Source organism: Enterococcus sp. C74 (assembly GCF_040887125.1).
Taxonomy (GTDB): domain Bacteria; phylum Bacillota; class Bacilli; order Lactobacillales; family Enterococcaceae; genus Enterococcus_B; species Enterococcus_B hirae.
On sequence record NZ_JBFOFA010000014.1, the window covers coordinates 24,028 to 49,865 of the forward strand.

17 protein-coding genes and 1 pseudogene are annotated in these 25,838 nt (G+C 36.6%); 15 read left to right on the forward strand and 3 right to left on the reverse strand.

Features of this window, described 5'->3' with window-relative positions; all coding sequences use genetic code 11:
- Positions 1-172: 172 nt before the first annotated feature.
- On the reverse strand, positions 173-319 hold the full coding sequence (locus tag AB3H93_RS13250) for a putative holin-like toxin (protein ID WP_081186522.1): 147 nt from the start codon (positions 317-319) through the stop codon (positions 173-175).
- Positions 320-2,448: 2,129 nt separating this feature from the next.
- Between AB3H93_RS13250 and AB3H93_RS13255 the strand changes: the two genes are divergently transcribed.
- From AB3H93_RS13255 to dnaJ, 7 genes and pseudogenes are all read left to right on the forward strand, one after another.
- Complete coding sequence (locus AB3H93_RS13255) at positions 2,449-3,942, forward strand: hypothetical protein (protein ID WP_368020690.1); 1,494 nt, start codon at positions 2,449-2,451, stop codon at positions 3,940-3,942.
- A gap of 236 nt (positions 3,943-4,178) precedes the next feature.
- Positions 4,179-4,340, forward strand: a pseudogene (locus AB3H93_RS13260) (site-specific integrase); the annotation flags it as partial.
- 209 nt (positions 4,341-4,549) lie between these two features.
- Positions 4,550-5,716 carry a radical SAM family heme chaperone HemW gene (gene hemW / locus AB3H93_RS13265; protein ID WP_063627225.1) on the forward strand — a complete coding sequence of 389 codons (1,167 nt, stop codon included), beginning with the start codon at positions 4,550-4,552 and terminating at the stop codon, positions 5,714-5,716.
- A 246-nt stretch (positions 5,717-5,962) separates the two neighbouring features.
- Positions 5,963-7,006, forward strand: a complete 1,044-nt coding sequence (hrcA, locus tag AB3H93_RS13270) for a heat-inducible transcriptional repressor HrcA (protein ID WP_010718939.1) — start codon at positions 5,963-5,965, stop codon at positions 7,004-7,006.
- Positions 7,007-7,051: 45 nt separating this feature from the next.
- A complete protein-coding gene (gene grpE / locus AB3H93_RS13275) occupies positions 7,052-7,615 on the forward strand; it encodes a nucleotide exchange factor GrpE (RefSeq protein ID WP_010718940.1) in 564 nt (187 codons plus the stop codon).
- A 41-nt stretch (positions 7,616-7,656) separates the two neighbouring features.
- Positions 7,657-9,498: a molecular chaperone DnaK gene (gene dnaK / locus AB3H93_RS13280; protein WP_368020691.1), complete on the forward strand. Its 1,842-nt coding sequence runs from the start codon at positions 7,657-7,659 to the stop codon at positions 9,496-9,498.
- A 662-nt stretch (positions 9,499-10,160) separates the two neighbouring features.
- On the forward strand, positions 10,161-11,327 hold the full coding sequence (gene dnaJ, locus AB3H93_RS13285; RefSeq protein WP_010718942.1) for a molecular chaperone DnaJ: 1,167 nt from the start codon (positions 10,161-10,163) through the stop codon (positions 11,325-11,327).
- 285 nt (positions 11,328-11,612) lie between these two features.
- On the opposite strand, the gene AB3H93_RS13290 is transcribed toward dnaJ, so the two are convergent.
- Complete coding sequence (locus tag AB3H93_RS13290; RefSeq protein WP_010718943.1) at positions 11,613-12,350, reverse strand: amino acid ABC transporter ATP-binding protein; 738 nt, start codon at positions 12,348-12,350, stop codon at positions 11,613-11,615.
- A gap of 1 nt (position 12,351) precedes the next feature.
- Positions 12,352-13,848 (reverse strand): amino acid ABC transporter substrate-binding protein/permease, encoded by a 1,497-nt coding sequence (locus tag AB3H93_RS13295; RefSeq protein ID WP_010737741.1) that lies wholly within the window; start codon positions 13,846-13,848, stop codon positions 12,352-12,354.
- A 387-nt stretch (positions 13,849-14,235) separates the two neighbouring features.
- Between AB3H93_RS13295 and uvrB the strand changes: the two genes are divergently transcribed.
- From uvrB to AB3H93_RS13335, 8 genes are all read left to right on the forward strand, one after another.
- A complete protein-coding gene (uvrB, locus tag AB3H93_RS13300) occupies positions 14,236-16,230 on the forward strand; it encodes an excinuclease ABC subunit UvrB (protein WP_034698271.1) in 1,995 nt (664 codons plus the stop codon).
- Positions 16,231-16,239: 9 nt separating this feature from the next.
- The gene (gene uvrA / locus AB3H93_RS13305; protein WP_010737739.1) at positions 16,240-19,077 is read left to right on the forward strand and encodes an excinuclease ABC subunit UvrA; all 2,838 of its coding nucleotides are present in this window, start codon (positions 16,240-16,242) and stop codon (positions 19,075-19,077) included.
- Between the two features lie 237 nt (positions 19,078-19,314).
- Positions 19,315-20,580: a D-aspartate ligase gene (locus AB3H93_RS13310; protein WP_010718947.1), complete on the forward strand. Its 1,266-nt coding sequence runs from the start codon at positions 19,315-19,317 to the stop codon at positions 20,578-20,580.
- Positions 20,581-20,583: 3 nt separating this feature from the next.
- Positions 20,584-21,303: an amino acid racemase gene (locus AB3H93_RS13315; RefSeq protein WP_010718948.1), complete on the forward strand. Its 720-nt coding sequence runs from the start codon at positions 20,584-20,586 to the stop codon at positions 21,301-21,303.
- Positions 21,304-21,456: 153 nt separating this feature from the next.
- On the forward strand, positions 21,457-22,341 hold the full coding sequence (gene rapZ / locus AB3H93_RS13320) for an RNase adapter RapZ (protein WP_010718949.1): 885 nt from the start codon (positions 21,457-21,459) through the stop codon (positions 22,339-22,341).
- Positions 22,338-23,336 (forward strand): YvcK family protein, encoded by a 999-nt coding sequence (gene yvcK / locus AB3H93_RS13325; RefSeq protein ID WP_010718950.1) that lies wholly within the window; start codon positions 22,338-22,340, stop codon positions 23,334-23,336. The genes rapZ and yvcK overlap by 4 nt, the downstream gene beginning before the upstream one ends.
- Before the next feature lie 34 nt (positions 23,337-23,370).
- On the forward strand, positions 23,371-24,306 hold the full coding sequence (gene whiA / locus AB3H93_RS13330) for a DNA-binding protein WhiA (protein ID WP_010718951.1): 936 nt from the start codon (positions 23,371-23,373) through the stop codon (positions 24,304-24,306).
- Positions 24,307-24,485: 179 nt separating this feature from the next.
- The coding region (locus tag AB3H93_RS13335) for a hypothetical protein (protein WP_368020692.1) at positions 24,486-25,838 on the forward strand (1,353 nt) is incomplete at its 3' end.

Sequence of the window (25,838 nt, forward strand, 5' to 3'; positions counted from 1 at the left end):
ATATTTAAATATAAAATAATGAAACAATTGAACAAAAGAGAAAGGGTATGCTATAATAAACATGAAAAAAGGAACTGCGTCAACAGTTCCCTTTTGACAGCACCGCTAAAGACGGTGGCAAGTTATATAGTTATCTCAAAAAGGAGTAACCAATCTCTCGCTAAAGTGACGGTTACTTCTTTTTGTCGTTTTTGTGGGCTAAGGTTAGAATGCCAAAAATCAGTGTTGCGATCAAAGATCCAAAACTGATCATTAGCCCTAACGCTGCTTCCACAGACAAAAGGCGTCTCCTTTCTCTAAAGTTCGAGATTATGTGCATAAGCACCACCTCACTTTCAGATTAGATAGCCACCGTCATTAAACTTTACTGTCATAACTGATTATAGCATATAGGATTTGTTATTATTACCTTAAAAATAAAAAACAACTGTTCTTTTGTTTTGGAAATTGAATAGAAGAATAAGCGTATGCTATAATGAAGATGAAAAAAGGAACTGCGCGAACAGCTCCCTTTTGACAGCACCGTTTAAGACGGTGGCTCAGTTTAATTATAGTTACAAAAAATAACCGTTAAACTGCCTAAGTTTAAATTGCGGTTATTTTTTGTCGTTTTTGTGATTGCTGATTGTCAGAACTAACGTTGCAAAAGCTATTACAAACATTAGCGCTTCAAAAACAGACAAGCTTATCCTTTCTAGGGAGCAAGTTACAAATCAACATAGGCCTCACCCCATTTCTATTGGGATTAGCCACCACATAAACTGTGCTGTCTCTACTATATATAGCATATAGACCTAGTTATTTTCTTGAAATTTCAAGTATAATTAGGTCTATTTTTTTGCTTAAAAATAAGAAACCAAGAGGGATTGTGAACTGAAAAAAGATCAAGAAAAAGGAGAAAAACAAAAACTTTTTATCCATGAAAACGTAAGTATATTAGAATCGATGGAAGTTAAAGTTATTTAGTCAAATAAGAAAAATTAAAGTTGCTTTATAACATAAGAAAGAAACAAAATAAAATAAGATTAAGGGGAACAAAAATCAATGAAACAACCAATCCCGCAGAACAAAAGGTTTCTGCGTATATCCATATCCCGTTTTGTGAGCATATCTGTTCATTACTGTAACTGGCTGACTAAAATTAGTTCTTTTATTTAAAAAATTCAAACAGTTATGACTTTAAAAACGTTTTTTATGACGAGGTAAACTAATAACATCGTTATTAGTTTACAGTTGTATCGTCATATAAGACAAATAAAATAATTGGGAGGATACATATTTTTAAATGAAAATTAGTATTACTTACATCTGATTTGGTTGTCTCTATTACTCCATCAATCTCGATAGGATCAAATGTATTTGCTAATGAAAATACAAAAATTTCGTTGAATCAATCAATAGACAGAACTATTACTGAATAAAAGCTTACTGAAGGATTCAGGCGATTATTTAATTTAAATATTGACGATTTAATCACTATTTTGAAACAATAAGGAATTGATCCATATACAATTTTTACTGCTAGCGAAATAGCATTACAAAGAAGAAAAGAGCTAATTAGGGCTAGGGTAAATAAAGTATTTAATTTCAATAACGAAACAAAAGATATTTATTTGAACTCTTATATTGCGACTACTGCAAAAACTGTTGGGCTTGCAGTGATTGTACATTATGTAGGTTTAGGATAGCTCAAGCTATTACTGGTTCTATCGGAACTACGATTCATACAAGTAAAAGAATGATTATTCGTGTAAATAAACAACCAGGATGAAAAGGGGTTCGAATATTGATTGTTGAGTAATCATAAGTGTACGCAGCTAATAAAGTAAAGAAATCTTGATTGGCTGGTGTTTTATATGAATTATTTATCTAAAATATGGCTATTTTTTCATTATTTGATATTACTAGTGATTTTTGAATTGATTAACATATTTATTATTTATCGTTTTCCTATTTATGTGAGAATTGTAATACTTGTTCTCAATGCTTGGGGATATGAAATAATCGTAAGCCATTAAAAAAAACATCGTTATAATCATAAGCAATAAAGAAATTGTTACATAAAATCATGAAAAAAAGACAACAGAATTATCGCTGATTGGTTAAACAATTGTTGGCCAAAAAACAAAAGAAATGATGAAGTACATAGTTAATGGGATAAGCAGTAAATAATAAAAATTAGTTAATGTGGATAAAAATGGTTTGAACAAGGTCATATCTTAAACGTAGATATGACTGTGACTATTAAAATGTGTTAAAGATAATGTCTCACATCCAAATGAAACTTTTTATGGCATTAAATTGTCGTTGTGGTACTCTACATTTGCGACGACTAGAAAGCATTTTCTTTGTTTGGCATAGATTTTATAGTTGTTGTGTTTTTTGTCTAGCTTTTTACTTTCCATAGGATAAGTAAAAAGCATTAAATGAAAAGGAGATGGATACTATATGAAAATAGGTAAACTGATTACTGCTGCTCTTGGTGTGGCGAGCATAGCAAATGAAGCACGTAGTTTAGGACACCAAAATCAAGGAAGGGAATTAAAACGAAATCCGTATGTAGAAAACTTGGGTAGAATTAATTTTTTACCTGATGACATTCATCCACACGAATTTCAACACTCGAAACACAACAATGGGATGAACGCTGACCAAACCTCAAGACTACTAGACGAAATGCAAAGAGATGATCCAAGACACCCCTATTCAGCTCAAATATCTAAAAAAAAATCTAAAAAATCTAAAAAAAATGGTGAAATTCATCCACACAAAGTTCGACACTCGAAACACAATAATGTGATGAACACTGACCAAACCTCAAGACTATTAGACGAAATGCAAGTCGATGATCCAAACCCCTATTCAGCTCAAAAATCTAAACAATCAAAAGAAATTGATGTAGAATTTTCAAAGCATCTCGAGGATCAAAAAGCTCATGACGGAGCAATTTATCAACTAGTGGAAAAAGAGTCAGAATTTATCAAACTCTTAAACGGATATATTACTGAAAAACCTGCAGAAATTAATCTATTAAAATCATACCGTGAGCAGTCTGAAGAATTATGCAAAGAATTACGTCTTGTGAGGAATGATTTAAAAACTTTTGTGAATAAGACAGAACAGAAGTTGGAATCGCTTGAAAAATATTTAAAAAATGATGGAATAGAGAATAGAACAGAAGTAGAAGAATATGAGTTTCGTTACATAATGGACTTAGACAATCTAAAAAACAAAAAAAGGGAGGCCAATAGTTTTTTAGCGAATTGTAGAAAGCTAACAAGATTCCTAAAAAATGAGATAAACTACCTGAGAACCCCTGAAGTGCATTCTCTTGAAACAGAAAGTCCTACTATTTTTTCACAAGAGTCTACAAAATCAAAAGGAACCCATTTGGGTAGCGCTTATAAAACAACGATAAGTATGCCTGAAATAACGAATAAACCTACAACAGCGCTACCTACTCTTTCTCCACAAGAAGAATCTATAGCAATAAGATTTGAAGATCTTTCAAACAATTTCAACATGGCAACTAAAAATATAAAATATTTACGTGAACAAATTAATGAGTTCCATTTACAGTTACGCTCGAATAAGAAAATGTCTCCTAGTGATATTCAGCAGACAGAAAAAAATCTTAATATTTTTGAGAATATCATCCTTCCAACATTAAAGTGTGAAAAAACGAATATTCAATATGCAATAATTAATGAGAAAAATTGTATAGAGTTGCTTGTAAAAAAAGGAAAATTAAGCCCCTCGTTAGCAACAAAGTATACTGATGAATACAATAAACTCATTAATAACTTTGAACAATCTAATAACAGAAGAAATAAAAGAGGCCAGTCAATGAAACCTACTCTTTCAGAAAAACTAGCAAATACTGCTATAAAAAATAACAAAGAATTTTCAAGAACTAAACGAGAGTCAACTTTTGAAAGGTAGTCTATAAAAAAGTGTGTAAACCCCCAGAGGTTGTATCAAGTGATGCAGAGAAATTTTTTAAATGGATAAACCTAAAGAAACGAATGTTTAAAAGAATTAGATTTAAAACGTACATACAACATAAAAGACAGAATGAAATAGCTAATAAGTTCAGCAATTGAGGAGATGCTTGTTGAATTACCATGTGCCTGGTCTTTTTTGATTAGTCACTGTATAAACATTATTGTCTTTACCATTACACTCATATCTCTTTATTGGCAGAAGCAGGCGTTCCGATTAAAGCGATCATGGAGCGAGTGGGTCACTCCAACATGAAAACAACTTTAGAAATTTATAACCAAGTAACCAATACAACCAAAGAAAAACTAGTCCAAGAAGTCGATTCTTGGATTTTTTAGTGGATTTGTTTGGAAAATACGGTTAGTATGCGTATATGAGAGGTTGTGAAAGCGATGGTTTGCTTCAAGAATTAAGAGCGAAAAATCGAAAATAGCTTTCCATATTTTTGAATTTTTTGAACTTAATTCCGTAGAAGCAATCGCTTGAACACCGTTTAAAGAAGGTCGAAAACAGGTACGACTTTTCGACGTAAGGAGAATTTAGTTTAATGAATGAAACAACCAATCCCGCAGAACAAAAGGTTTCTGCGTATATCCATATCCCGTTTTGTGAGCATATCTGTTATTACTGTGACTTTAATAAAGTATTTTTAGAAGGTCAACCCGTAGATGAATATGTCGAGATGCTTCTAAAAGAAATGGAAATCACACTTGAACAACATCCTGTAAAAGAATTAGAAACACTGTATGTTGGTGGTGGGACACCTACGTCTTTGACTGCAGTGCAATTGGATCGTTTGTTAGCAGGTGCTAGGGAAATATTGCCTTTTAAAGAAGGAAAAGAATTTACAGTTGAAGCGAATCCTGGAGATCTAACGAAAGAAAAGCTTCAGGTCATGAAAAATTACGGAGTGAATCGTTTATCAATGGGGGTGCAAACTTTTGATAATCGGTTGCTGAAAAAAATTGGGCGGAAACATACCGCAGAGGATGTTTACCAAACAATGCGTTTTTTAGAAGAAGAAAACTTTACGAATGTGAGTATTGATCTGATTTATGCGTTACCTGGACAAACGTTAGAGGGCTATCGAGAAACATTGAATCAAGCACTTGCACTTGATTTGCCCCATTATTCATTGTATTCATTGATTTTAGAAAATAAAACGATGTTTATGAATTGGGTGCGTCAAGGGCGTTTGGAACTGCCTGATCAAGAAACCGAAACGCGAATGTTTGAAGAAACCATACAAGCAATGGAAAAAAAGGGACGTCACCAATACGAGATCAGTAATTTTGGGTTGAAGGGGCATGAATCAAAACACAATTTGATGTATTGGAACAATGATCATTATTTCGGCTTTGGCGCAGGTGCAAGTGGATATCTTGGGAATAAACGATACCGTAATAAGGGACCGATCCAACATTATTTACGTCCATTAAGAGCAGGAGAACTCCCTGTTTTGGAAACTGAAGTACTTTTAAGAGAAAATCAAATCGAGGAAGAAATGTTTCTTGGGTTAAGGAAAAAGGTAGGAATTTCCAAACAACATTTTTACGAACGTTATCAGCAAACAATCGAATCGCTTTATTCAAAGGTTTTGACAGATTTAGAAAAAGAAGGATTATTGGTCAATGAATCCGATCGAATTTATTTAACGCCAAAAGGAACTTTTCTAGGAAATGAAGTATTTGAACGTTTCTTGCTTGAAAAATAGTTGTGAGAGGTCAATAAAACCTTTAAATTTCTTTATAGATCGATTAAATAATGGAAGGTATTAAGAAACCCATTTATCTTTAGTGTTGATCTATCAATGTATTTATCAGAGAACACCACTTTTAGCACTCGTTAAATGAGAGTGCTAAAAGTGGTGTTCTTTTTCTTGACACACTATGCGCTTCTTGCTATATTAGTAAGTGGGTTAGCACTTAGAAGATATGAGTGCTAATGAGAGGTGAAGAAGATGTTAACACAAAGACAAAGTGAGATTTTACGTCTGATCATCCAAAACTATACGAGTAGCGGTATACCCGTCGGCTCCAAAACCTTAATGGAAGATGGAGTCAAGGCAAGCTCAGCAACGATCCGTAATGACATGAAAGCCTTAGAAGATGCTGGGTTGTTACTTAAAACTCATTCTTCATCAGGAAGGATTCCTTCAGCATTAGGTTATCGGCATTATGTGGATCATTTGCTAAAACCTGCTCGTGTAACCAATGATGATCTGCAGCAGATTCGGCTGTCTTTAAGCAAAGAATTTCATGAAATTAACGAGATTATTCAACAATCTGCTGAGATTTTATCCGAGCTGACTAGTTACACAACCTTCTCGTTAGGCCCAGAAATTAAAGACCGCCGTTTGACTGGTTTTCGTATCGTTCCTTTAAATAGTCGTCAAGTGATTGCGATTGTAGTAACCGATAAAGGAAATGTAGAAAGCCAAGTTTTTACACTTCCTGAAAATCTAGGAAGCCAAGATTTAGAAAAAATTGTTCGCATTGTCAATGAACGATTGGTGGGAGATCCATTGATGACTGTCTATCATAAATTGCGGACAGAGATTCCAATGATTTTGCATAGATATTTTCAGACAACTGAAGGGATATCAAATCTTTTTGATACGATACTCGGACATGCGTTTGAAGACAAAATTTATGTAAGTGGACAAATGAATCTACTAGATTATGAACTCCACCAAGATCTGGAGCAGTTCAAATCGATGTTTTCGTTTATGACAGATACTTATGAATTAACCCAAATGATCGTCCCAACGGATAGTAACATCCACATCAAAATTGGATCTGAATTAGGAAATGAGCTTTTACAAAATATGAGCATGATCCAAGCAAGTTACGAGATTGCTGGACACGGTCGAGGTACAATAGCCTTGTTAGGACCAACCAGTATGCCTTATTCAAAAATGCTGGGTCTGGTAGATGTCTATCGTCAAGAATTAGCGAACAAGCTTGCTGATTATTATCGATCAATTGATTTGACTGGATCTTAGCATGAAAACGAATCACTGACTGATTAACGAAAAGGAGTGTGTCTTGTGAAAGAAAAAAAAGAAGAGTTAGAAAAAGACGTAGCGGATATTCAAGAAGATACGGAAATCGATACAGAAGCGACGGAAGACTCAGGTGTCTCTGACGTAGAAGCTGAAGAATTTGAGCGTTTAAATTTAAAGGCTGAAATGGAAGAGTTGGAAGATAAATATTTACGTGCTCGAGCTGAGATTGCAAATATTGCAAATCGAAGTAAAAATGAGCGTGAACAATTACAAAAATATCGTTCACAAGATCTTGCTAAAAAATTATTACCTTCAATTGATAACTTAGAGCGTGCTTTGGCTACAGATGTGGCTGATGATCAGGGTGCAAGTTTGAAAAAAGGTGTCGAAATGGTACTAGAAAGCTTGAAACAAGCACTTAAAGAAGAAGGAATCGAAAAAATCCCAGCAAAAGGAGAGGCTTTTGATCCGAACCTCCATCAAGCTGTACAAACCGTGCCAGCGACTGAGGAACTTCCAGCTGACACAATCGTCGAAGTACTACAAGAAGGTTACAAATTACATGACCGCGTATTAAGACCAACAATGGTTATTGTTGCGCAATAATGTCATGATATAAAATTAACTAAGATAAGGAGACGTTAATTATGAGTAAAATTATCGGTATTGACTTAGGTACAACCAATTCAGCAGTAGCTGTTTTAGAAGGAAACGAAGCAAAAATTATTGCAAATCCAGAAGGTAACCGTACAACTCCTTCTGTTGTCTCATTTAAAAATGGGGAAATTCAAGTGGGTGAAGTTGCTAAACGTCAAGCAGTAACGAATCCAAATACGATTTCATCGATCAAACGCCATATCGGTGAACCAGGCTATAAAGTAGAAGTAGAAGGGAAATCATATACACCACAAGAAATCTCTGCAATGATCCTTCAATATATCAAAGGATTCGCTGAAGACTATCTAGGTGAAAAAGTTGAAAAAGCAGTTATTACTGTGCCTGCTTACTTCAATGATGCACAACGTCAAGCAACAAAAGATGCTGGTAAAATTGCTGGCTTAGAAGTTGAACGTATTGTAAATGAACCAACTGCTGCAGCGCTTGCTTATGGCTTGGATAAAACAGATCGTGATGAAAAAATCCTAGTATTTGACCTTGGTGGTGGTACGTTCGACGTATCTATCCTTGAATTAGGTGATGGCGTATTTGACGTACTATCAACAGCTGGAGATAACCATCTAGGTGGGGATGACTTCGATAACAAAATCATTGATCACATGGTAGCTGAGTTCAAAAAAGAAAACGGCATTGATTTATCACAAGATAAAATGGCATTGCAACGTTTGAAAGATGCTGCAGAAAAAGCGAAAAAAGATTTATCTGGAGTATCAAGCACACAAATCAGCTTACCGTTCATCACAGCTGGCGAAGCAGGCCCTCTTCACTTAGAAATGACATTGACTCGTGCGAAATTTGATGAATTAACCGCTGATTTAGTAGAGCGTACAAAAATTCCAGTACGACAAGCCTTGAAAGATGCTGGTTTATCACAATCTGAAATTGATGAAGTTATCTTAGTTGGTGGTTCAACACGTATTCCTGCAGTTGTTGAAGCGGTAAGAAAAGAAACTGGAAAAGAACCAAACAAATCTGTAAACCCAGATGAAGTAGTAGCGATGGGTGCTGCTATCCAAGGTGGGGTTATCACAGGTGATGTCAAAGACGTTGTGTTACTTGATGTTACTCCGTTATCATTAGGTATTGAAACAATGGGTGGCGTCTTTACTAAATTAATTGATCGAAACACAACGATCCCTACAAGTAAATCACAAGTGTTCTCAACGGCTGCAGATAATCAACCTGCTGTAGATATCCATGTCTTGCAAGGTGAACGTCCGATGGCTGCTGACAACAAAACGTTAGGAAGATTCCAATTAACAGATATTCCTGCAGCACCACGTGGTGTGCCACAAATCGAAGTTACTTTTGACATTGATAAAAATGGTATCGTGAATGTTTCTGCTAAAGACCTAGGTACACAAAAAGAACAAAAAATCACGATTAAATCTTCTTCAGGTCTAACTGATGATGAAATCGAACGCATGGTAAAAGATGCAGAAGCGAATGCAGAAGCAGATAAAGCACGTAAAGAAGAAGTGGATTTACGTAACGATATTGATGCTTTACTATTCTCAGTTGACAAAACACTCAAAGAATTAGAAGGTAAAGTTGACGCAGAAGAAGTGAAAAAAGCGGAAGAAGCTCGCGATGAATTGAAAGCTGCTGTTGAAGCAAACAATATCGAAGAAATGAAAACAAAACGTGATGCATTGAATGAAATCGTGCAAAATTTGACAGTTAAATTGTATGAACAAGCTGCGCAACAACAAGCACAAGAAAATCCAGAAGCAGCGCAAACAGGTGCAGATGATGTAGTAGACGCTGACTTTGAAGAAGTCGACGGAGACGACGGAGACGACAAAAAATAATCTCATTAAATAATCGTTAGCTGTTTAGTAGAAATGACAAGTTTCAGTAGAGAAGGTTTTCCCCTTCTCTAGCTGGGACTGTTATCATACAATACAACCTTTTGAATACGTTGTTAAACAATATTAAGCAGGATCTAAAAGACGAGTGAATCGAAGTTTATACAACAATTTACTTTACCATTCGTTTTTAGTGCCAATGCTTGAAAGAAGGTTTAGCAAAAGAGATCAGCTCTAAGAAATAATCCGAAGAATGCGAAAATAGATTCTCATATTTTCGAGATTCTTCGGATTATTTTCCGATAGTGCTACATTTAGAGTGGCCTAAAAGGTTAGTAGGCGTTCACTTTCAAGAATGATGCGCAAAATAGAGACCTTATTGTTTGGAGATTTGATGTGCATGATTATGCCTGTTGAATAACAGAAGTCATAAGAACAATGGGAGAATTTCTTGGACAATAGCTGTTGCTTTGAGGTAGTTCGATCTGGTCATAAGATAAGATTTGAGGAACATTCTTTCTTCAATTTGGAAAACTTGACTTAGGTATGAGACTTAAACTAGCTTCCTTTTTTAAATACTTGAAAGTAGCAGTTTTTGTTTTCGTAAAAGTATGATATGATAACAAGCGACGTGGAAATGATGAGAACCAATAGGAGGAAAGCCTATGGCAACAAAACGTGATTATTATGAAGTCTTAGGGCTCTCAAAAGGAGCTTCTGAAGATGAAATTAAAAAAGCTTATCGAAAGCTATCAAAAAAATATCATCCAGATATCAATAAAGAAGCTGATGCAGAAGAAAAATTCAAAGAAGTATCAGAAGCTTATGAAATTTTAAGCGACCCGCAAAAACGGGCAGCTTATGATCAATATGGACACGCAGGTACCGATCCAAACTATGGCGCTGGTGGAGCCGGTGGCGGCTTTGGTGGTTTTGGCGGCTTTTCAGGTGGCGGTTTTGGTGGCTTCGAAGATATCTTTGATTCATTCTTTGGCGGCGGCGGTCGTACGGTAGACCCTAATGCGCCAAGACAGGGTGCGGATTTACAGTATACGATCGATCTTTCTTTTGAAGAAGCGATTTTTGGCGTAGAAAAAGAAATCAAGTATAACCGAGAAGAAATTTGTCATACTTGCCATGGAAATGGTGCGAAACCTGGAACACAACCAACAACTTGTCATAAGTGTCATGGATCAGGGACAATCAATGTGGAACGTCAAACGCCACTTGGCCGTGTGATGAGTCGTCAAACTTGTGACGTTTGTCATGGTACTGGTAAAGAAATCAAAGATCCTTGTCCAACTTGTCATGGTTCTGGTCACGAAAAGAAAGCACATTCTGTTAAGGTGAATGTACCAGCAGGTGTAGAAGAAGGACAACAAATGCGTCTGGCAGGTCAAGGTGAAGCTGGAGAAAACGGCGGACCATTTGGTGATCTATATGTTGTATTCCGTGTGGAAGAAAGTGATATTTTCGATCGTGATGGTTCAGAGATCTATTACGAATTGCCATTGAGTTTTGTACAAGCTGCTTTAGGTGATGAAGTAAAAGTGCCAACCGTTCATGGAGATGTCAAACTTAAAATTCCGGCAGGTACGCAAACAGGAACGAATTTCCGTTTACGTGGCAAAGGAGCGCCTAAACTTCGTGGAGGAGCTACTGGGGATCAACATGTGAAAGTGAAGTTGATCACGCCGAAGAACTTAAATGAACAGCAACGTGAAGCATTGCGTGCTTTTGCTGAAGCTGGCGGCATCAAAGTAGAAGAACAACAAGAAGATGGCTTCTTTGATAAAGTAAAAGATGCCTTTGGCGGTAAGAAAAGAAAATAAAAGAAAAGCAAATCAATAAATTCAGCTAGCATCTCTGGCAGTTAGACCAACATCTAATTGCTGGAGAATCACCAGCCTCTTATTGATTTGCTTTTTTTATTTAGACAGGAGAAAGTGGCAAACAAATAATTAAAGCAGGGACGAAAGAAGAGGACGAAAAGGAAGTAAGCGTTATTTCTGGTCAATTTTGTAAATGCCTTTAAAATAAAGACCTTTAAAATAAAGACCGTTGCAAGGGATAGGCATCCTTTTGCAACGGTCTTTAACAATTTCATCATCTTAAGGTTAAATATCTAGTACTTTATCTAGGAAATCTTTTGTTCGTTCATTTTGTGGATTTTCAAAGATTTGTTGTGGTGTGCCATCTTCTAGGAAATTCCCTCCATCAATAAACATGACACGATTGGCAACTTCTTTAGCAAAGCCCATTTCGTGTGTAACGATAACCATCGTCATCCCTTGCTTAGCTAATTTTTTCATGACGTTCAAGACATCTCCGACCATTTCCGGGTCTAGTGCAGAAGTTGGTTCGTCGAAGAGCATGATATCAGGATTCATCGCTAGAGCACGAGCGATAGCGACCCGTTGCTTTTGTCCACCAGAAAGCATTTCTGGATACATGTCTTTTTTATCTTCAAGGCCGACGGTTTGTAGCAATTTGATTGCTTTCTTTTCAGCGGCTTCTTTTGATTCTTTTTTCAAATCCATTGGTGCTAATGTAATGTTTTCTAGCACTGAAAGATGTGGGAATAAATTAAAATGTTGGAATACCATTCCGATGTGTTGTCTTACCAAATTGATATCGGTGTTTTTGTCCATTAAGTGGGCCCCATCAATGATGATTTCGCCGTCTGAAGGCTCTTCTAAACGGTTTAAACAACGTAGGAAGGTACTTTTTCCTGAACCGGAAGGACCGATGATACAAACAACGTCACCTTCGTTGATTGAAACATTGATATCATTTAAAACGGTATTTTCACCGTATTTTTTTACAAGATGTTCAACTAGAATTTTCTCAGCCATCTTATTTCACCTTCTTTTCTAAAACTTTTGCTAATTTTGTCAGAATAGTAATGAGGATCAAATACATGATAGCAATAATTAGATAGACGTACGTACTTTGTGTCGTACGTGCAACGATAATTTTACCAGTTTGCAGTAACTCTACCACACCGATCGCTGAGATGATTGTTGTATCTTTCAATGAAATAACGAATTGGTTCACGAAAGATGGCAACATGATCTTGATTGCTTGTGGTAAGATGATTTTTTGCATGGTTCGATTATATGAAAGTCCTAAACTGCGAGAAGCTTCCATTTGACCAACTGGCACAGCTTTGATCCCACCACGAACGATTTCTGCGATATAAGCGCTGGCGTTCAAAGTTAGTGTGATAATCCCGGCAATGAAGTCGGGAATAGTAAATCCGACGATACCTGGTAATCCAAAGAAGATGAAGAATGCAAGAACCATCATTGGAATACCGCGGATGACATCGACATAAATACTTGCAATTGTTCGTAGGGCTCTGATTGGCGCTACGCTGAATAAACCAAAGATAACACCAACAACTAATGCCAAGGCGAATGAAATTAAAGTTAATAAGATCGTTTGCCATAAACCTTTTAGTAAAACTTTGTAGTTGTTTTGTAATAGACCAGTTAGTGTAGATTCATCTTTGCTGGCTTTAGTAGGCGTATTATCTGTTGAGATATATTTGTTGATGATTTTATCGTATTCGCCAGTTCGTTTTAATTCTTTTAGACCTTCGTTGAACATTTGTAATAGTTCAGGATTTTGGCCTTTTTTCACAGCAAAAGCGTATTTACCACCAGATTCTTTAGCAATCGGTGTTTCTAATTGTTGATTGTTTTTAATTGCATAGCCGATAACAGGGTAGTCGTCCATCATGGCGTCAATTGCGCCAACTCTCAATCCGTCATATAACTGATCTGCAGAATCGAAGTACTTGATGGTATAGCCGTACTGGTCTTCGTGGGCATTTAAGAAGTCAGCACTTTCAGTTCCAACTTTGGCACCTACTGTTTTTCCTTTTAGGTCTTCATAGGACTTGATTGAATTGTCTCCTTTTTTGACAGCGATTTGAATCCCGCTTTCAAAATAAGGATCTGAGAAATCATAGCTTTTTTTTCGTTCATCGGTCACAGTCATTCCTGCGATCATTCCATCTGCTTGACCAGATTCTAACGCTTGTAGCGCAGCAGAGAAACCACGATAATCCATACGTAGGTTAAATCCTTGCAGTTTGGAGATTGCCTCCATTAATCCAACATCAATTCCCTCGTATTTGCCTTCAGCGTTTTGAAACTCGAAAGGTGCAAAAGCTGAATCGCTGGCAATGACATACGTCTCTTTCTTAGGTTCTATTTTTTGCATCGTCTCGCTCGTACTTGAGTCAGCAGTAGTTTTATCGTCAGCTTGTACAGGATTGCTAAGCGCAAATGTGACAAGTCCTGTCATTATGAAAATAATCGTATGAAGCAAATGCTTTTTTTTCATAATTAACCTCCTAAAATTTCAATAACTTTTCATATTTTCCTATTATATGCGAAAACTAATAATAGATACAAGCTGAGTTGCTGAAAAAAATAAAAAAAATGTCATTTTGTAACAATCTATGTTATAAAATGTAACATAATAAATGTAGAGAGGAATCTGACGTAAGATAAATAATTACTTAAGGGACATTATTGATATATAATTTTGCTGCCTAATTTACTACATAATACATGTATGAATTTATATAATATAGTAGAAAAGAAAAAACTCAAAAGTAGCGAAAGTATGTTCGGTGTGGTATAATAAATCAACAAGGAATGCCTTTGCTTTCCTTTTCTTTTTTGTGGTCGTAAAATGAAGAGGAAAGAATGAAAAGGAGGATGAAATATGATAGAAAGAGATACCTCCCGACACTTTGAGTTGGTGTCAAAATATCAACCAGCAGGAGATCAACCCGAAGCCATTACACAGTTAGTTGATGGGGTAGTTGGTGGAAAGAAAGCTCAGATACTTTTAGGAGCAACCGGTACAGGGAAGACGTACACCGTTTCGAATTTGATTGAAAAAGTGAATAAGCCAACATTGATTATTGCCCACAATAAAACATTAGCTGGACAATTATATGGGGAGTTCAAAGAATTTTTCCCCAATAATGCAGTTGAATATTTTGTATCTTATTACGATTATTATCAACCTGAAGCTTATGTCCCTTCAAGTGATACTTACATTGAAAAGGATTCTAGTGTCAATGATGAAATTGATAAATTACGACATTCGGCAACCAGTTCGTTATTAGAACGAAATGACGTGATCGTGATTGCTTCTGTTTCTTGCATCTTTGGTTTGGGTTCACCTTTTGAGTATCAAAAACAAGTCGTTTCAATTAGACAAGGAGCTGAGCTTGATCGTAATCAATTGATTCGTGATTTAGTTAGTATCCAATTTGAGCGCAACGATATTGATTTTCAACGTGGTCGTTTTCGAGTACGTGGGGACGTTGTGGAGATTTTCCCAGCCAGTCGGGATGAACGTGCGTTGCGTGTTGAATTTTTTGGTGATGAGGTCGAAAGGATTCGTGAAGTCAATGCGTTGACTGGTGAGGTCTTGGGAGAAACTGAGCATGTGGCGATATTTCCAGCGACTCACTTTGTTACAAATGATGAACACATGGAACATGCGGTTGCAAACATCAAAGCAGAACTGGAACAACGTTTGACAGTTTTGCGGAATGAGAATAAATTGTTAGAGGCTCAACGGCTAGAACAACGAACGAACTATGATATTGAAATGATGTTAGAGATGGGTTATACATCTGGAATCGAAAATTATTCGCGACACATGGATGGTCGAAAAGAAGGTGAGCCACCATACACATTACTTGATTTCTTTCCCGAAGATTCATTAATGATTATTGATGAATCGCATGTGACAATGCCGCAAATTCGGGGAATGTACAATGGTGACCGCGCAAGAAAACAGATGTTAGTCGATTATGGTTTTCGTTTACCATCGGCATTAGACAATCGTCCGTTACGATTAGAAGAGTTTGAAAAGCACGTGAATCAAATCGTTTATGTATCTGCTACGCCTGGTCCATATGAGTATGAACAAACGGATACAGTGATTCAACAGATCATCCGACCAACTGGGCTACTAGATCCAATCATCGAAGTGCGGCCGATCATGGGGCAAATTGATGATCTGGTAGGAGAAATCAATGAACGAGTTGAAAAAGATCAGCGCGTGTTTGTAACTACATTGACAAAGAAAATGTCTGAAGATTTGACTGATTATTTTAAAGAATTAGGAATCAAAGTCAAATATCTGCATAGTGATATCAAAACATTAGAGCGTACCGAAATCATTCGTGATCTTCGTTTAGGTGAATTCGATGTACTTGTAGGAATCAACTTGTTACGTGAAGGACTTGATGTACCGGAAGTTTCGCTAGTAGCGATTTTGGATGCAGATAAAGAAGGCTTTTTACGGAGCGAACGTTCTTTAGTACAGACGATTGGACGTGCAGCACGGAATGCAGAAGGAAAAGTGATTATGTATGCGGACAAAGTGACTGATTCGATGCGCAAGGCTATCGATGAAACTGCTAGACGACGTAGTATCCAAGAACAATATAATCAAGAGCATGGTATCGTGCCGAAAACGATCATCAAAGAGATCCGTGATTTGATTTCCATCACGAAAGAATCCGAAGATGATGCAAAAGAAACGGTTCAAGTATCCTATGAAGAAATGACTAGAGAAGAAAAAGCTACATTATTAATGAAATTAGAAAAAGAAATGAAAGATGCTGCTAAAGCATTAGATTTCGAGACAGCCGCAAATGTACGGGATATGATTCTTGAACTAAAGGCGTCAGAGTAGGGGGATTATATGGCAAATGATAAAATAATTATCCATGGTGCAAGAGCCCACAATTTAAAAAACATCAATGTGACAATTCCGCGAGATAAATTTGTGGTGGTCACTGGATTATCTGGTTCTGGGAAAAGTTCGTTAGCATTCGATACATTATATGCAGAAGGACAAAGAAGATATGTCGAAAGTCTTTCTGCTTATGCACGCCAATTTTTAGGGCAAATGGATAAACCGGATGTTGATAGTATTGATGGGCTAAGTCCAGCAATTTCAATTGATCAAAAAACAACTAGTAAAAACCCTCGTTCAACAGTAGGAACTGTCACAGAAATCAATGATTATCTCCGATTGCTGTTTGCACGTGTGGGGCATCCTATCTGTCCGAATGATCACATTGAGATCACCAGCCAATCTATTGATCAAATGGCTGATAAAGTTTTAGAATTACCTGAACGAACTAAAATTCAAGTTCTTGCGCCGATCATTGTCAAGAAAAAAGGCCAACATAAAAAAGTTTTTGAACGTATTCAAAAAGAAGGATACGTACGTGTTCGAGTGGATGGAGAAATCTATGACTTAAGTGAAGTACCAGAATTAGAAAAAAATAAAAAGCATGATATCGCAATTGTCATAGACCGTGTCATCATAAAAGAAGGAATCCGTTCACGTTTGTTTGATTCAATCGAAGCTGCCTTGCGTTTAGCAGAAGGCTATGTTTTGATTGATGTCATCGGAGAAGAGGAAATGCTGTTTAGCGAGCATTACGCTTGTCCTTATTGTGGCTTTACTGTTGGTGAATTGGAACCAAGACTGTTTTCTTTCAATGCGCCATTTGGTGCTTGTCCTGATTGTGATGGTCTTGGTGTCAAATTAGAAGTGGACCAAGATTTAGTGATACCTGATCGTACGAAGACGTTGAGTCAAGGAGCGATCGTCCCTTGGAATCCAATCAGTTCACAATACTATCCACAGATGCTGGCTCAAGCCTGTGAAAGTTATGGGATTGATATGGAGACGCCTTTTGAAGAGTTGCCACTTGAACATCAAGAAATCGTGCTCAATGGGACAGACGAGCTGTTCCATTTCCACTATGAGAATGATTTCGGTGGTGTTCGTGATGTTGAAACAACTTTTGAAGGGGTATTGAAAAACATTAAGCGTCGGTACCATGATACAAACAGTGATTTCACAAGAGAGCAAATGAGACAATATATGACTGAATTGACTTGTCAAACTTGTCATGGGTATCGTTTGAATCCTCAAGCTTTATCCGTTCAAATCAATGGGACGAATATTGGACAAACGAACGAGTTGTCTATCCAAAAAGCGGTCAACTTCTTTTCAAATTTGACCCTTTCAGACCAAGAAAAAGTAATAGCTAAACCGATTTTAAAAGAAGTGAATGATCGACTTTCATTTTTAGAAAATGTTGGTCTCGATTATTTAACGCTGAGTCGTGCATCAGGAACTCTTTCAGGAGGAGAAGCACAGCGGATCCGTTTGGCCACTCAAATTGGCTCGAATCTCTCAGGGGTTCTTTATATTTTAGATGAGCCTTCTATCGGACTCCACCAACGAGATAACGATCGGTTGATCGGTTCATTGAAGAAAATGCGTGATCTAGGGAATACATTAGTCGTGGTCGAGCATGATGAAGATACGATGCGTGCGGCAGATTATTTGATTGATGTAGGCCCTGGTGCCGGGCATCAAGGAGGAGAAATCGTTTCAGCTGGCACGCCTGCGGAAGTGGCTGCTGATGAAGATTCTTTGACTGGACAATATCTATCCGGTAAAAAGAGTATCCCAGTTCCAACTGAACGCCGAAAAGGGAATGGACAAGCTATCAAAATCACTGGGGCAACGGAAAATAATTTGAAAAATATTTCAGTGGAATTTCCTTTAGGTGAATTTGTTGCGGTGACTGGTGTGTCCGGTTCAGGTAAGAGTACATTGGTCAATAGTATCCTAAAACGAGCTCTTGCACAAAAAATCAATCGTAATTCAGCAAAACCTGGTAAATTCAAATCAATTTCCGGTTATGAAAGTATTGAAAAAATCATTGATATCGATCAAAGTCCGATTGGGCGCACACCACGAAGCAATCCTGCGACATATACTAGTGTATTTGATGATATTAGAGATTTATTTGCACAAACAAATGAAGCTAAAATGCGTGGGTATAAAAAAGGCCGTTTTAGTTTCAACGTTAAAGGTGGACGTTGTGAAGCCTGCCGAGGCGATGGAATTATTAAGATTGAAATGCACTTTCTACCTGATGTTTACGTTCCTTGTGAAGTTTGTCATGGGAAGCGATATAATTCTGAAACGCTAGAAGTTCATTATAAAGGAAAAAGTATTGCAGATATTTTAGAAATGACGGTTGAAGATGCCGTTGAATTTTTCCAACCAATCCCTAAGATTCATCGAAAACTTCAAACCATTGTCGATGTTGGTCTAGGCTACGTTACGATGGGGCAACCAGCTACAACATTATCTGGTGGGGAAGCACAGCGGATGAAACTCGCTAGTGAATTACACAAAATAGCGAATGGTAAGAACTTTTATATTTTGGATGAACCAACGACTGGTTTGCATACAGATGATATTGCCCGGCTACTTGATGTCTTGCAACGTTTAGTAGATGCAGGGAATACGGTATTAGTGATCGAGCATAACCTTGATGTTATTAAAACCGCTGATCATATTATTGATCTTGGACCAGAAGGCGGGGAAGGTGGCGGTACGATTTTAGCCACTGGTACACCTGAAGAAATCATTGAGGTGAAAGAGAGTTATACTGGTCGATACTTAAAAAAAATCATGAATGGTGAAAACCAACTGGATAGTTAAAAAAAAATTAAAATCAAGTATCTATTCTTGTTTTATTGACCAGTATAGACTAAAATACGAAACATGGTAGTTCTTTCTACACTAATTGGTATAGATAAAAACTTCCTATAAGTTCAATCCGTTCAAAAAAGAATTGAGCAATCGGAGGAGATTCCTTTGATTGCTTTTTTCTTTATGGTATGATATTCCTTGTGTAGTTGAAAAAGAAAACTAGAGATTATGAGTAAGTGAGAGATAATGATGAACAGTAATGTAAACGAAGAATTTATTCCTATTTTATTGGGTAGCGACATGAATGTCTATGGAATGGCACGTTCATTTCATGAAGCGTATGGCAAAGTTTGCCAGGCGTATGCATCAAATCAGTTGGCACCAACTCGCTATAGCAAAATCGTCAAAGTTGACGTAATTCCTGGCTTTGATAAAGATCCGGTCTTTATTGAGTCCATGTTACGTTTAGCAAGAGAGAAATATTCAGATCAAACGAAGAAGTATCTCTTGATCGCATGTGGAGATGGCTATGCAGAACTGATTTCACAGCATAAAGAAGAACTCTCAAAGTATTTTATTTGTCCTTACATCGATTATTCGTTATTTAAACGTCTGATTAATAAGGTTAGTTTTTATGAAGTTTGCGAGGAATACCAGTTACCTTATCCCAAAACGTTGATTGTTAGAAAAGAAATGTTAGTTGATGGGCATTTGAATCAAGAGTTACCATTTGACTTTCCAGTGGCATTAAAGCCGGCAAACAGCGTGGAATACTTATCTGTCCAATTTGAAGGTCGAAAAAAAGCGTTTATTATCGATAATCGTGAAGAATTTGACTTGATCTTAGGTCGTATTTACGAAGCAGGTTATACAAGTGAAATGATCGTCCAAGATTTCATTCCTGGGGATGATAGTAATATGCGTGTGTTAAATGCTTATGTCGATGAAAACCATCAAGTAAGAATGATGTGTTTAGGTCACCCATTACTAGAAGATCCAACACCAGCTTCGATTGGTAATTATGTGGTGATCATGCCAGATTATAATGAAAAGATCTATCAAACGATTAAACGATTTTTAGAAGATATTTCCTATACTGGTTTTGCGAATTTTGATATGAAATACGATCCAAGAGATGGTGAATACAAACTTTTTGAAATCAACCTTCGTCAGGGAAGAAGCAGTTTCTTTGTCACTCTTAATGGCTTGAATTTAGCAAAATTTGTGACAGAAGACCGTGTATTTGAAGTTCCATTCACAGGGACTACCTATGGGACGAGCCAATCGGATCAAGCAAAATTATGGATGGGTGTACCTAACAAGGTCTTTTTAACTTATGCAAAAGCAAATGAAGACAAAAAAGTTGCAGAAAAAATGATTAAAGAAAATCGTTATGGAACGACTGTTTTTTATGAGAAAGATCGTTCGCTCAAACGCTGGTTATTGATGAAGTATATGTTTAGAAATTACATTCCTCGATTTAAAAAATACTTTCATGTGAAAGAAGGTTGATTCATGGAAAACTTTTTTAGTATTTTGGGCGGAATGGGAACGATGGCCACAGAGAGTTTTGTCCGTCTAATCAATCATCGAACCAAAGCCTCAAAAGATCAGGAATATTTGAATTATGTATTATTTAATCATGCGACAGTTCCTGATCGAACGGCTTATATTTTAGATAGGGAACAAGAAAGCCCAATGCCTTACCTACTAGATGATGTTGAAAAACAAAATTTACTCAAACCAAATTTTATCGTTTTAACGTGTAATACAGCTCATTATTTCTTTGATGAACTTCAAGCAGCCACTGAGATTCCGATTCTTCATATGCCACGAGAAGCGGCAAATGAGCTTGTCAGACAAAATACAACTGGTAAAGTAGCCATCCTGGGTACGGAAGGTAGCATGAAAGCTGGAATTTATGAAAAGGAAGTGAGACAGCTAGGCTTTGAGGCTGTCATTCCTGATGCTCAACTTCAGGCGAAAATCAACCATTTGATTTATCATGATATCAAAGAATCAGATTATTTAAACAAAGAACTATACTACGAAATTTTGGCAGAAGCGGTGGCGCGATTTGATTGCGAAAAAATTATTTTAGGCTGTACAGAATTATCGTTGATGCAAGAGTATGTAGGGGAAAATGAATATCCCGTCATTGATGCACAGTCAATCTTAGCTGATCAAACGATCGCCCGTGCCTTACAACACCGACAAGCTACCATATCAAGTTGAAAACTTTTATGAGCAAAGATTAGGGGCGGATACCTACAGTGGTATTTGTCCCTATTTTTATCGACAACTTCATTTTTAAGAATGTTTAACTGGTAATGATACGCCCGGAAGTGATATAATTTTAGGAAGAGATATGAGAGGGGGCCGTTTGATATGGCTGATAATTTACAACTAGTAATCATCACAGGGATGAGTGGCGCTGGGAAGACGGTCGCTATTCAAAGTTTTGAAGATATGGGGTATTTCTGTATTGATAATATGCCACCAAATCTAATTCCAAAGTTTTGGGAATTGATCAAAGAATCGGGTAAAGTGACGAAAATGGCATTAGTGGTAGACTTGCGTTCACGCTCGTTTTTTGAAGAAATCCAAAATATGTTAGTCGAAATTGAGAATACGGATTTTATCGATACGTCGATTTTATTTTTAGATGCATCCGATGAAGAATTAGTCGCACGATACAAGGAAACAAGACGTACCCATCCAATGGCAATGAACGGTTTAGTCACGGAAGGAATTCGTAAAGAACGTGCGATATTGAATGATCTAAAGATGCAGGCCTCGGTCATTATAGACACGACGACTTTAACACCACGTCAGTTAAGGGAAAAAATCAATCAAACGTTTAAGACCAAAGGCGATCAAGGCTTTCGAATCGAATTTGTTTCCTTTGGATTCAAATATGGCTTGCCAATTGATTCAGATATCGTGATGGATGTACGCTTTTTACCAAATCCCCACTATATTCCTGAATTAAGACCTTTGACAGGAAAAGATCAACCAGTTTATGACTATGTGATGTCATTTGATGAAACTGAGCTGTTTTATAATAAGTTTTTAGATTTATTACAGACGGTTTTACCAGGATATATCAAAGAAGGTAAAAGCAGCTTGACGATTGCTATTGGCTGTACCGGAGGGCAACACCGTTCAGTTGCGTTAACAGAACGTTTATCAGGTGCTTTGAAAGAAAATTATAAAGTCAATGTGACTCACCGTGACAAAGATAAACGGAAAGAGACGGTGAATCGCTCGTGAAGATGAAAACTTACCGTATAAGAAAGCCCAAAATCGTTGTCGTTGGGGGTGGCACAGGCTTACCGGTTATTTTAAAAAGCTTGCGTAACCAAGGGGCTGATATTACAGCGATCGTAACTGTCGCAGATGACGGGGGCAGTAGCGGTGCAATCAGAGAATCAATTGCGATGGCGCCCCCTGGCGATTTGAGGAATGTGTTGGTTTCATTGTCGGATATGCCACAATTTTATGAAGATATCTTTCAGTATCGTTTTAAAAAAGAAGATCAATTTTTAGCCAATCATACGATTGGTAATTTGATCATTGCCGCTGTTGCAGAAATGAGAGGAAGTACATACGAAGCAGTACAACTCCTATCTAAGATGATGCATGTGGACGGTCATATCTATCCTTCTTCTGAAACACCATTAACACTCCATGCAGTTTTTAAAGATGGTACTACTGCGGTGGGGGAATCAAAAATTGCGGTCGATCGAAAAACGATTGATCATGTCTATGTGCGAAATACCACGGATGATAGCGAAGCCAAACCAGCACGAAAAGTTGTTTCTGCCATTATGGAGGCAGATATGGTCGTTTTAGGACCGGGTAGTTTGTTTACTAGCATTTTACCTAATTTGGTCATCCAAGAAATTGGAGAAGCAGTAGCTAAAACAGAAGCCGAAGTGGTGTATATTTGTAATATCATGACACAAAAAGGTGAAACAGAACATTTTACAGATGCTGATCATATTCGGGTGTTGCATGAACATTTGAAACGACCATTTATTGATACTGTTTTAGTTAACACAGAAAAAGTACCAGCAGGTTATATGGATCCCGAAATTTACGATGAATACCTCGTACAAGTAACCCATGATTTTCATGGATTACGTAATGAAGGTTGTCGAGTGATTTCGACTGACTTTTTAGAATTAAAAAATGGAGGTGTCTTCCATGATGGTGAAAAAGTTGTGGAAGAGCTATTTCGTTTGGTTTTTGGTTCCAAATATTAAACGGTAGGTTACTAAAAGAAAGGAGGAGAATAGGGTGTCATTTGCGGCAGATGTCAAAAAAGAACTTACTGGACTTGAAGTTCACCGCGAACATGCAAAGGCGGAATTAGCTGCACTTTTGCGAATGAATGGATCTTTAGGGATTGTGAATCAACAATTTATCCTAAACGTTCAAACAGAAAATGCAGCTATCGCTAGACGGATCTATTCTCTTTTAAAAGATCATTATAATGTCCGAAGCGAGTTACTCGTTCGAAAAAAAATGAAATTGAAAAAGAATAATGTCTATATCGTTCGTTTGAAACAAGGAACGAAAAATGTACTGATGGATCTAGATATCATGGACGGAATGATGTTCAATGGGCATGTATCTGATGAAATTTTAGGAAATGCACAAAAAATGCGATCCTATCTAAGAGGAGCATTCATGGCGTCTGGTTCAGTCAATAATCCTGAAACTAGTCGTTACCATTTAGAAATTTTCTCCATTTATGAACAACATAATCAAGACATTTGTGATATGTTAAATTATTATGGTCTTCATGCTCGAACATTGGAACGTCGAAACGGCTATATTTCATATTTAAAAGGCGCAGAGAAAATTGCTGACTTTTTAACCTTAATTGGTGCGACGAATTCGATGTTGCGCTTTGAAGATGTCCGTATCGTACGTGATATGCGAAACTCAGTCAACCGACTTGTCAATTGTGAGACAGCTAATCTGAATAAAACGATTGATGCTGCAGCAAAACAAATCGAAAATATTGAATTGATTGAAAGTAGAGTTGGATTAACTGCACTACCAGAAAAATTGCAAGAAATTGCAGAATTGAGATTAAAGCACCCAGAAGTCAGTTTAAAAGAGCTAGGAGAAATGATTCCATCAGGAGCGATCTCTAAATCCGGAATCAATCATCGAATCAGAAAGATTAATGAATTTGCAGAAAAGTTGCGCGAAGAAGCAAGTTAAGTGAAAAAATTTTTAATTTTTTAATTAATGAAGATTTTGGGACAAGTATTTGTCTCAGAATCTTTTTTTATTATATTTCCAAAAAAAGTTCTAATCAGTGTCCTTTAATATGTTAAAAAGTAAGTAGCAAGTCCCATTGATAACGGTTATTGCTACTAAAAACAAAGGAGAATAGTGTCATGAAATATCTGAATAAAATACTGAGAGCCAAGGTTGTTCAAGGTTATGAACAAGGAAAAACAGATGAAGAAATTGCAGATAGCTTGAAGATATCCCGTAAAACAGTGGTTGAAATCAAATTGCTTGAAATCGCATGTAAACTAAGTCAAGGATTTACGGAACTTGAAATAGCTGAACGATTTCACAAGCCCGTTGAGGAAATTCACAGAAACAAACACAACTATATTCTAAGACGTTTTTCGGATTCCTCTAGTAATAATTCCATTTCTGAGATTCCACCTTCCTCTAGGATTGACTCCATTTCTCAGCAGATAGGTGGTACGAAGGCGTATGTTCTTGAAAAAATAATTATTCAAAAGCTGAAAAAAATGGAAAATATCGAGGATATTACTAAGAGTGTTTCTATTTCATTAGGAGAAACTAAAAAGATAATAGAAAATTATGCAATACGAAAAATCTGTGAGGAAGGATACACACTGGAAGAATTGAATAAAATGTTGTATCTTAATTTGGCTGAGAATCCACGAGTCCATAATATCTACCTTGAAGTTAAAAAGGAAAACGAATCAGGAGAAAAAGGAGTAGAAAGTAGGAGACAAAATGAAATAATTAATTTTTACAAAGAAAATAGAAAAGACAAGTTAGAAGAAATAACATCAAATGAATTAAATAAATATCTAATTAATTATATTGCTATCCAAAGAAAGAAAGGTAAAAATATTGAGGAAATTGCACAAGAGTTGAATAGAAGTCATAAAACAATTCGAATGATAATAGCGCAATTTATTATCAGTGAATCGAGTAAGGGAACCCCTAAACAACACATTTCTACCTATCTTTGGTTAACAACAGCTCAAATGAAAAAAAATGTATACAACTATCTTACAGTAGAATTAAAGGCTAATACAATGCAACATATTGCTTGGTTAAACAGTTCTACGTTCGATCAGATTCAATTAATGTATATCGAAGGCGCACTTGAAATGAAAAAATCCATTCATAAGATGCGCCCCAATAAAGATAGTTCAAAAAAATTAGCGTTTCTAAAACGCCACAATAAGGAGGAAATGAAGAAAATACGAGTAGAGTTCATTCAAGGACTTGAAAATAAAATAAGTCATGAAGAACTTATCGAGCAACTAAAGATTAGTAGACCAACTGCTTATAGGATACTTAATTTAGAAATCGCACGTAGCATATACCAAGGTTTTTCGGTACCTCAGATAGCTGAAAGACTACATAAAAGTTCAAGTAGTATAATGGGAAAAAAACATGCATTTATCCAAAATAGTTTTAAAAGGCATAGTGATATCCCTCTCATTGCTGAGAATATTGGTTGTTCAGAAGATTAT

Excerpts from the sequence above, each read along its gene's own strand:
- AB3H93_RS13250 (WP_081186522.1), bottom strand. The coding sequence starts at position 319 with ATGCACATAATCTCGAACTTTAGAGAAAGGAGACGCCTTTTGTCTGTG.
- AB3H93_RS13255 (WP_368020690.1), top strand. The coding sequence starts at position 2,449 with ATGAAAATAGGTAAACTGATTACTGCTGCTCTTGGTGTGGCGAGCATA.
- hemW (WP_063627225.1), top strand. The coding sequence starts at position 4,550 with ATGAATGAAACAACCAATCCCGCAGAACAAAAGGTTTCTGCGTATATC.
- hrcA (WP_010718939.1), top strand. The coding sequence starts at position 5,963 with ATGTTAACACAAAGACAAAGTGAGATTTTACGTCTGATCATCCAAAAC.
- dnaK (WP_368020691.1), top strand. The coding sequence starts at position 7,657 with ATGAGTAAAATTATCGGTATTGACTTAGGTACAACCAATTCAGCAGTA.
- dnaJ (WP_010718942.1), top strand. The coding sequence starts at position 10,161 with ATGGCAACAAAACGTGATTATTATGAAGTCTTAGGGCTCTCAAAAGGA.
- AB3H93_RS13290 (WP_010718943.1), bottom strand. The coding sequence starts at position 12,350 with ATGGCTGAGAAAATTCTAGTTGAACATCTTGTAAAAAAATACGGTGAA.
- AB3H93_RS13295 (WP_010737741.1), bottom strand. The coding sequence starts at position 13,848 with ATGAAAAAAAAGCATTTGCTTCATACGATTATTTTCATAATGACAGGA.
- uvrB (WP_034698271.1), top strand. The coding sequence starts at position 14,236 with ATGATAGAAAGAGATACCTCCCGACACTTTGAGTTGGTGTCAAAATAT.
- uvrA (WP_010737739.1), top strand. The coding sequence starts at position 16,240 with ATGGCAAATGATAAAATAATTATCCATGGTGCAAGAGCCCACAATTTA.
- AB3H93_RS13310 (WP_010718947.1), top strand. The coding sequence starts at position 19,315 with ATGATGAACAGTAATGTAAACGAAGAATTTATTCCTATTTTATTGGGT.
- AB3H93_RS13315 (WP_010718948.1), top strand. The coding sequence starts at position 20,584 with ATGGAAAACTTTTTTAGTATTTTGGGCGGAATGGGAACGATGGCCACA.
- rapZ (WP_010718949.1), top strand. The coding sequence starts at position 21,457 with ATGGCTGATAATTTACAACTAGTAATCATCACAGGGATGAGTGGCGCT.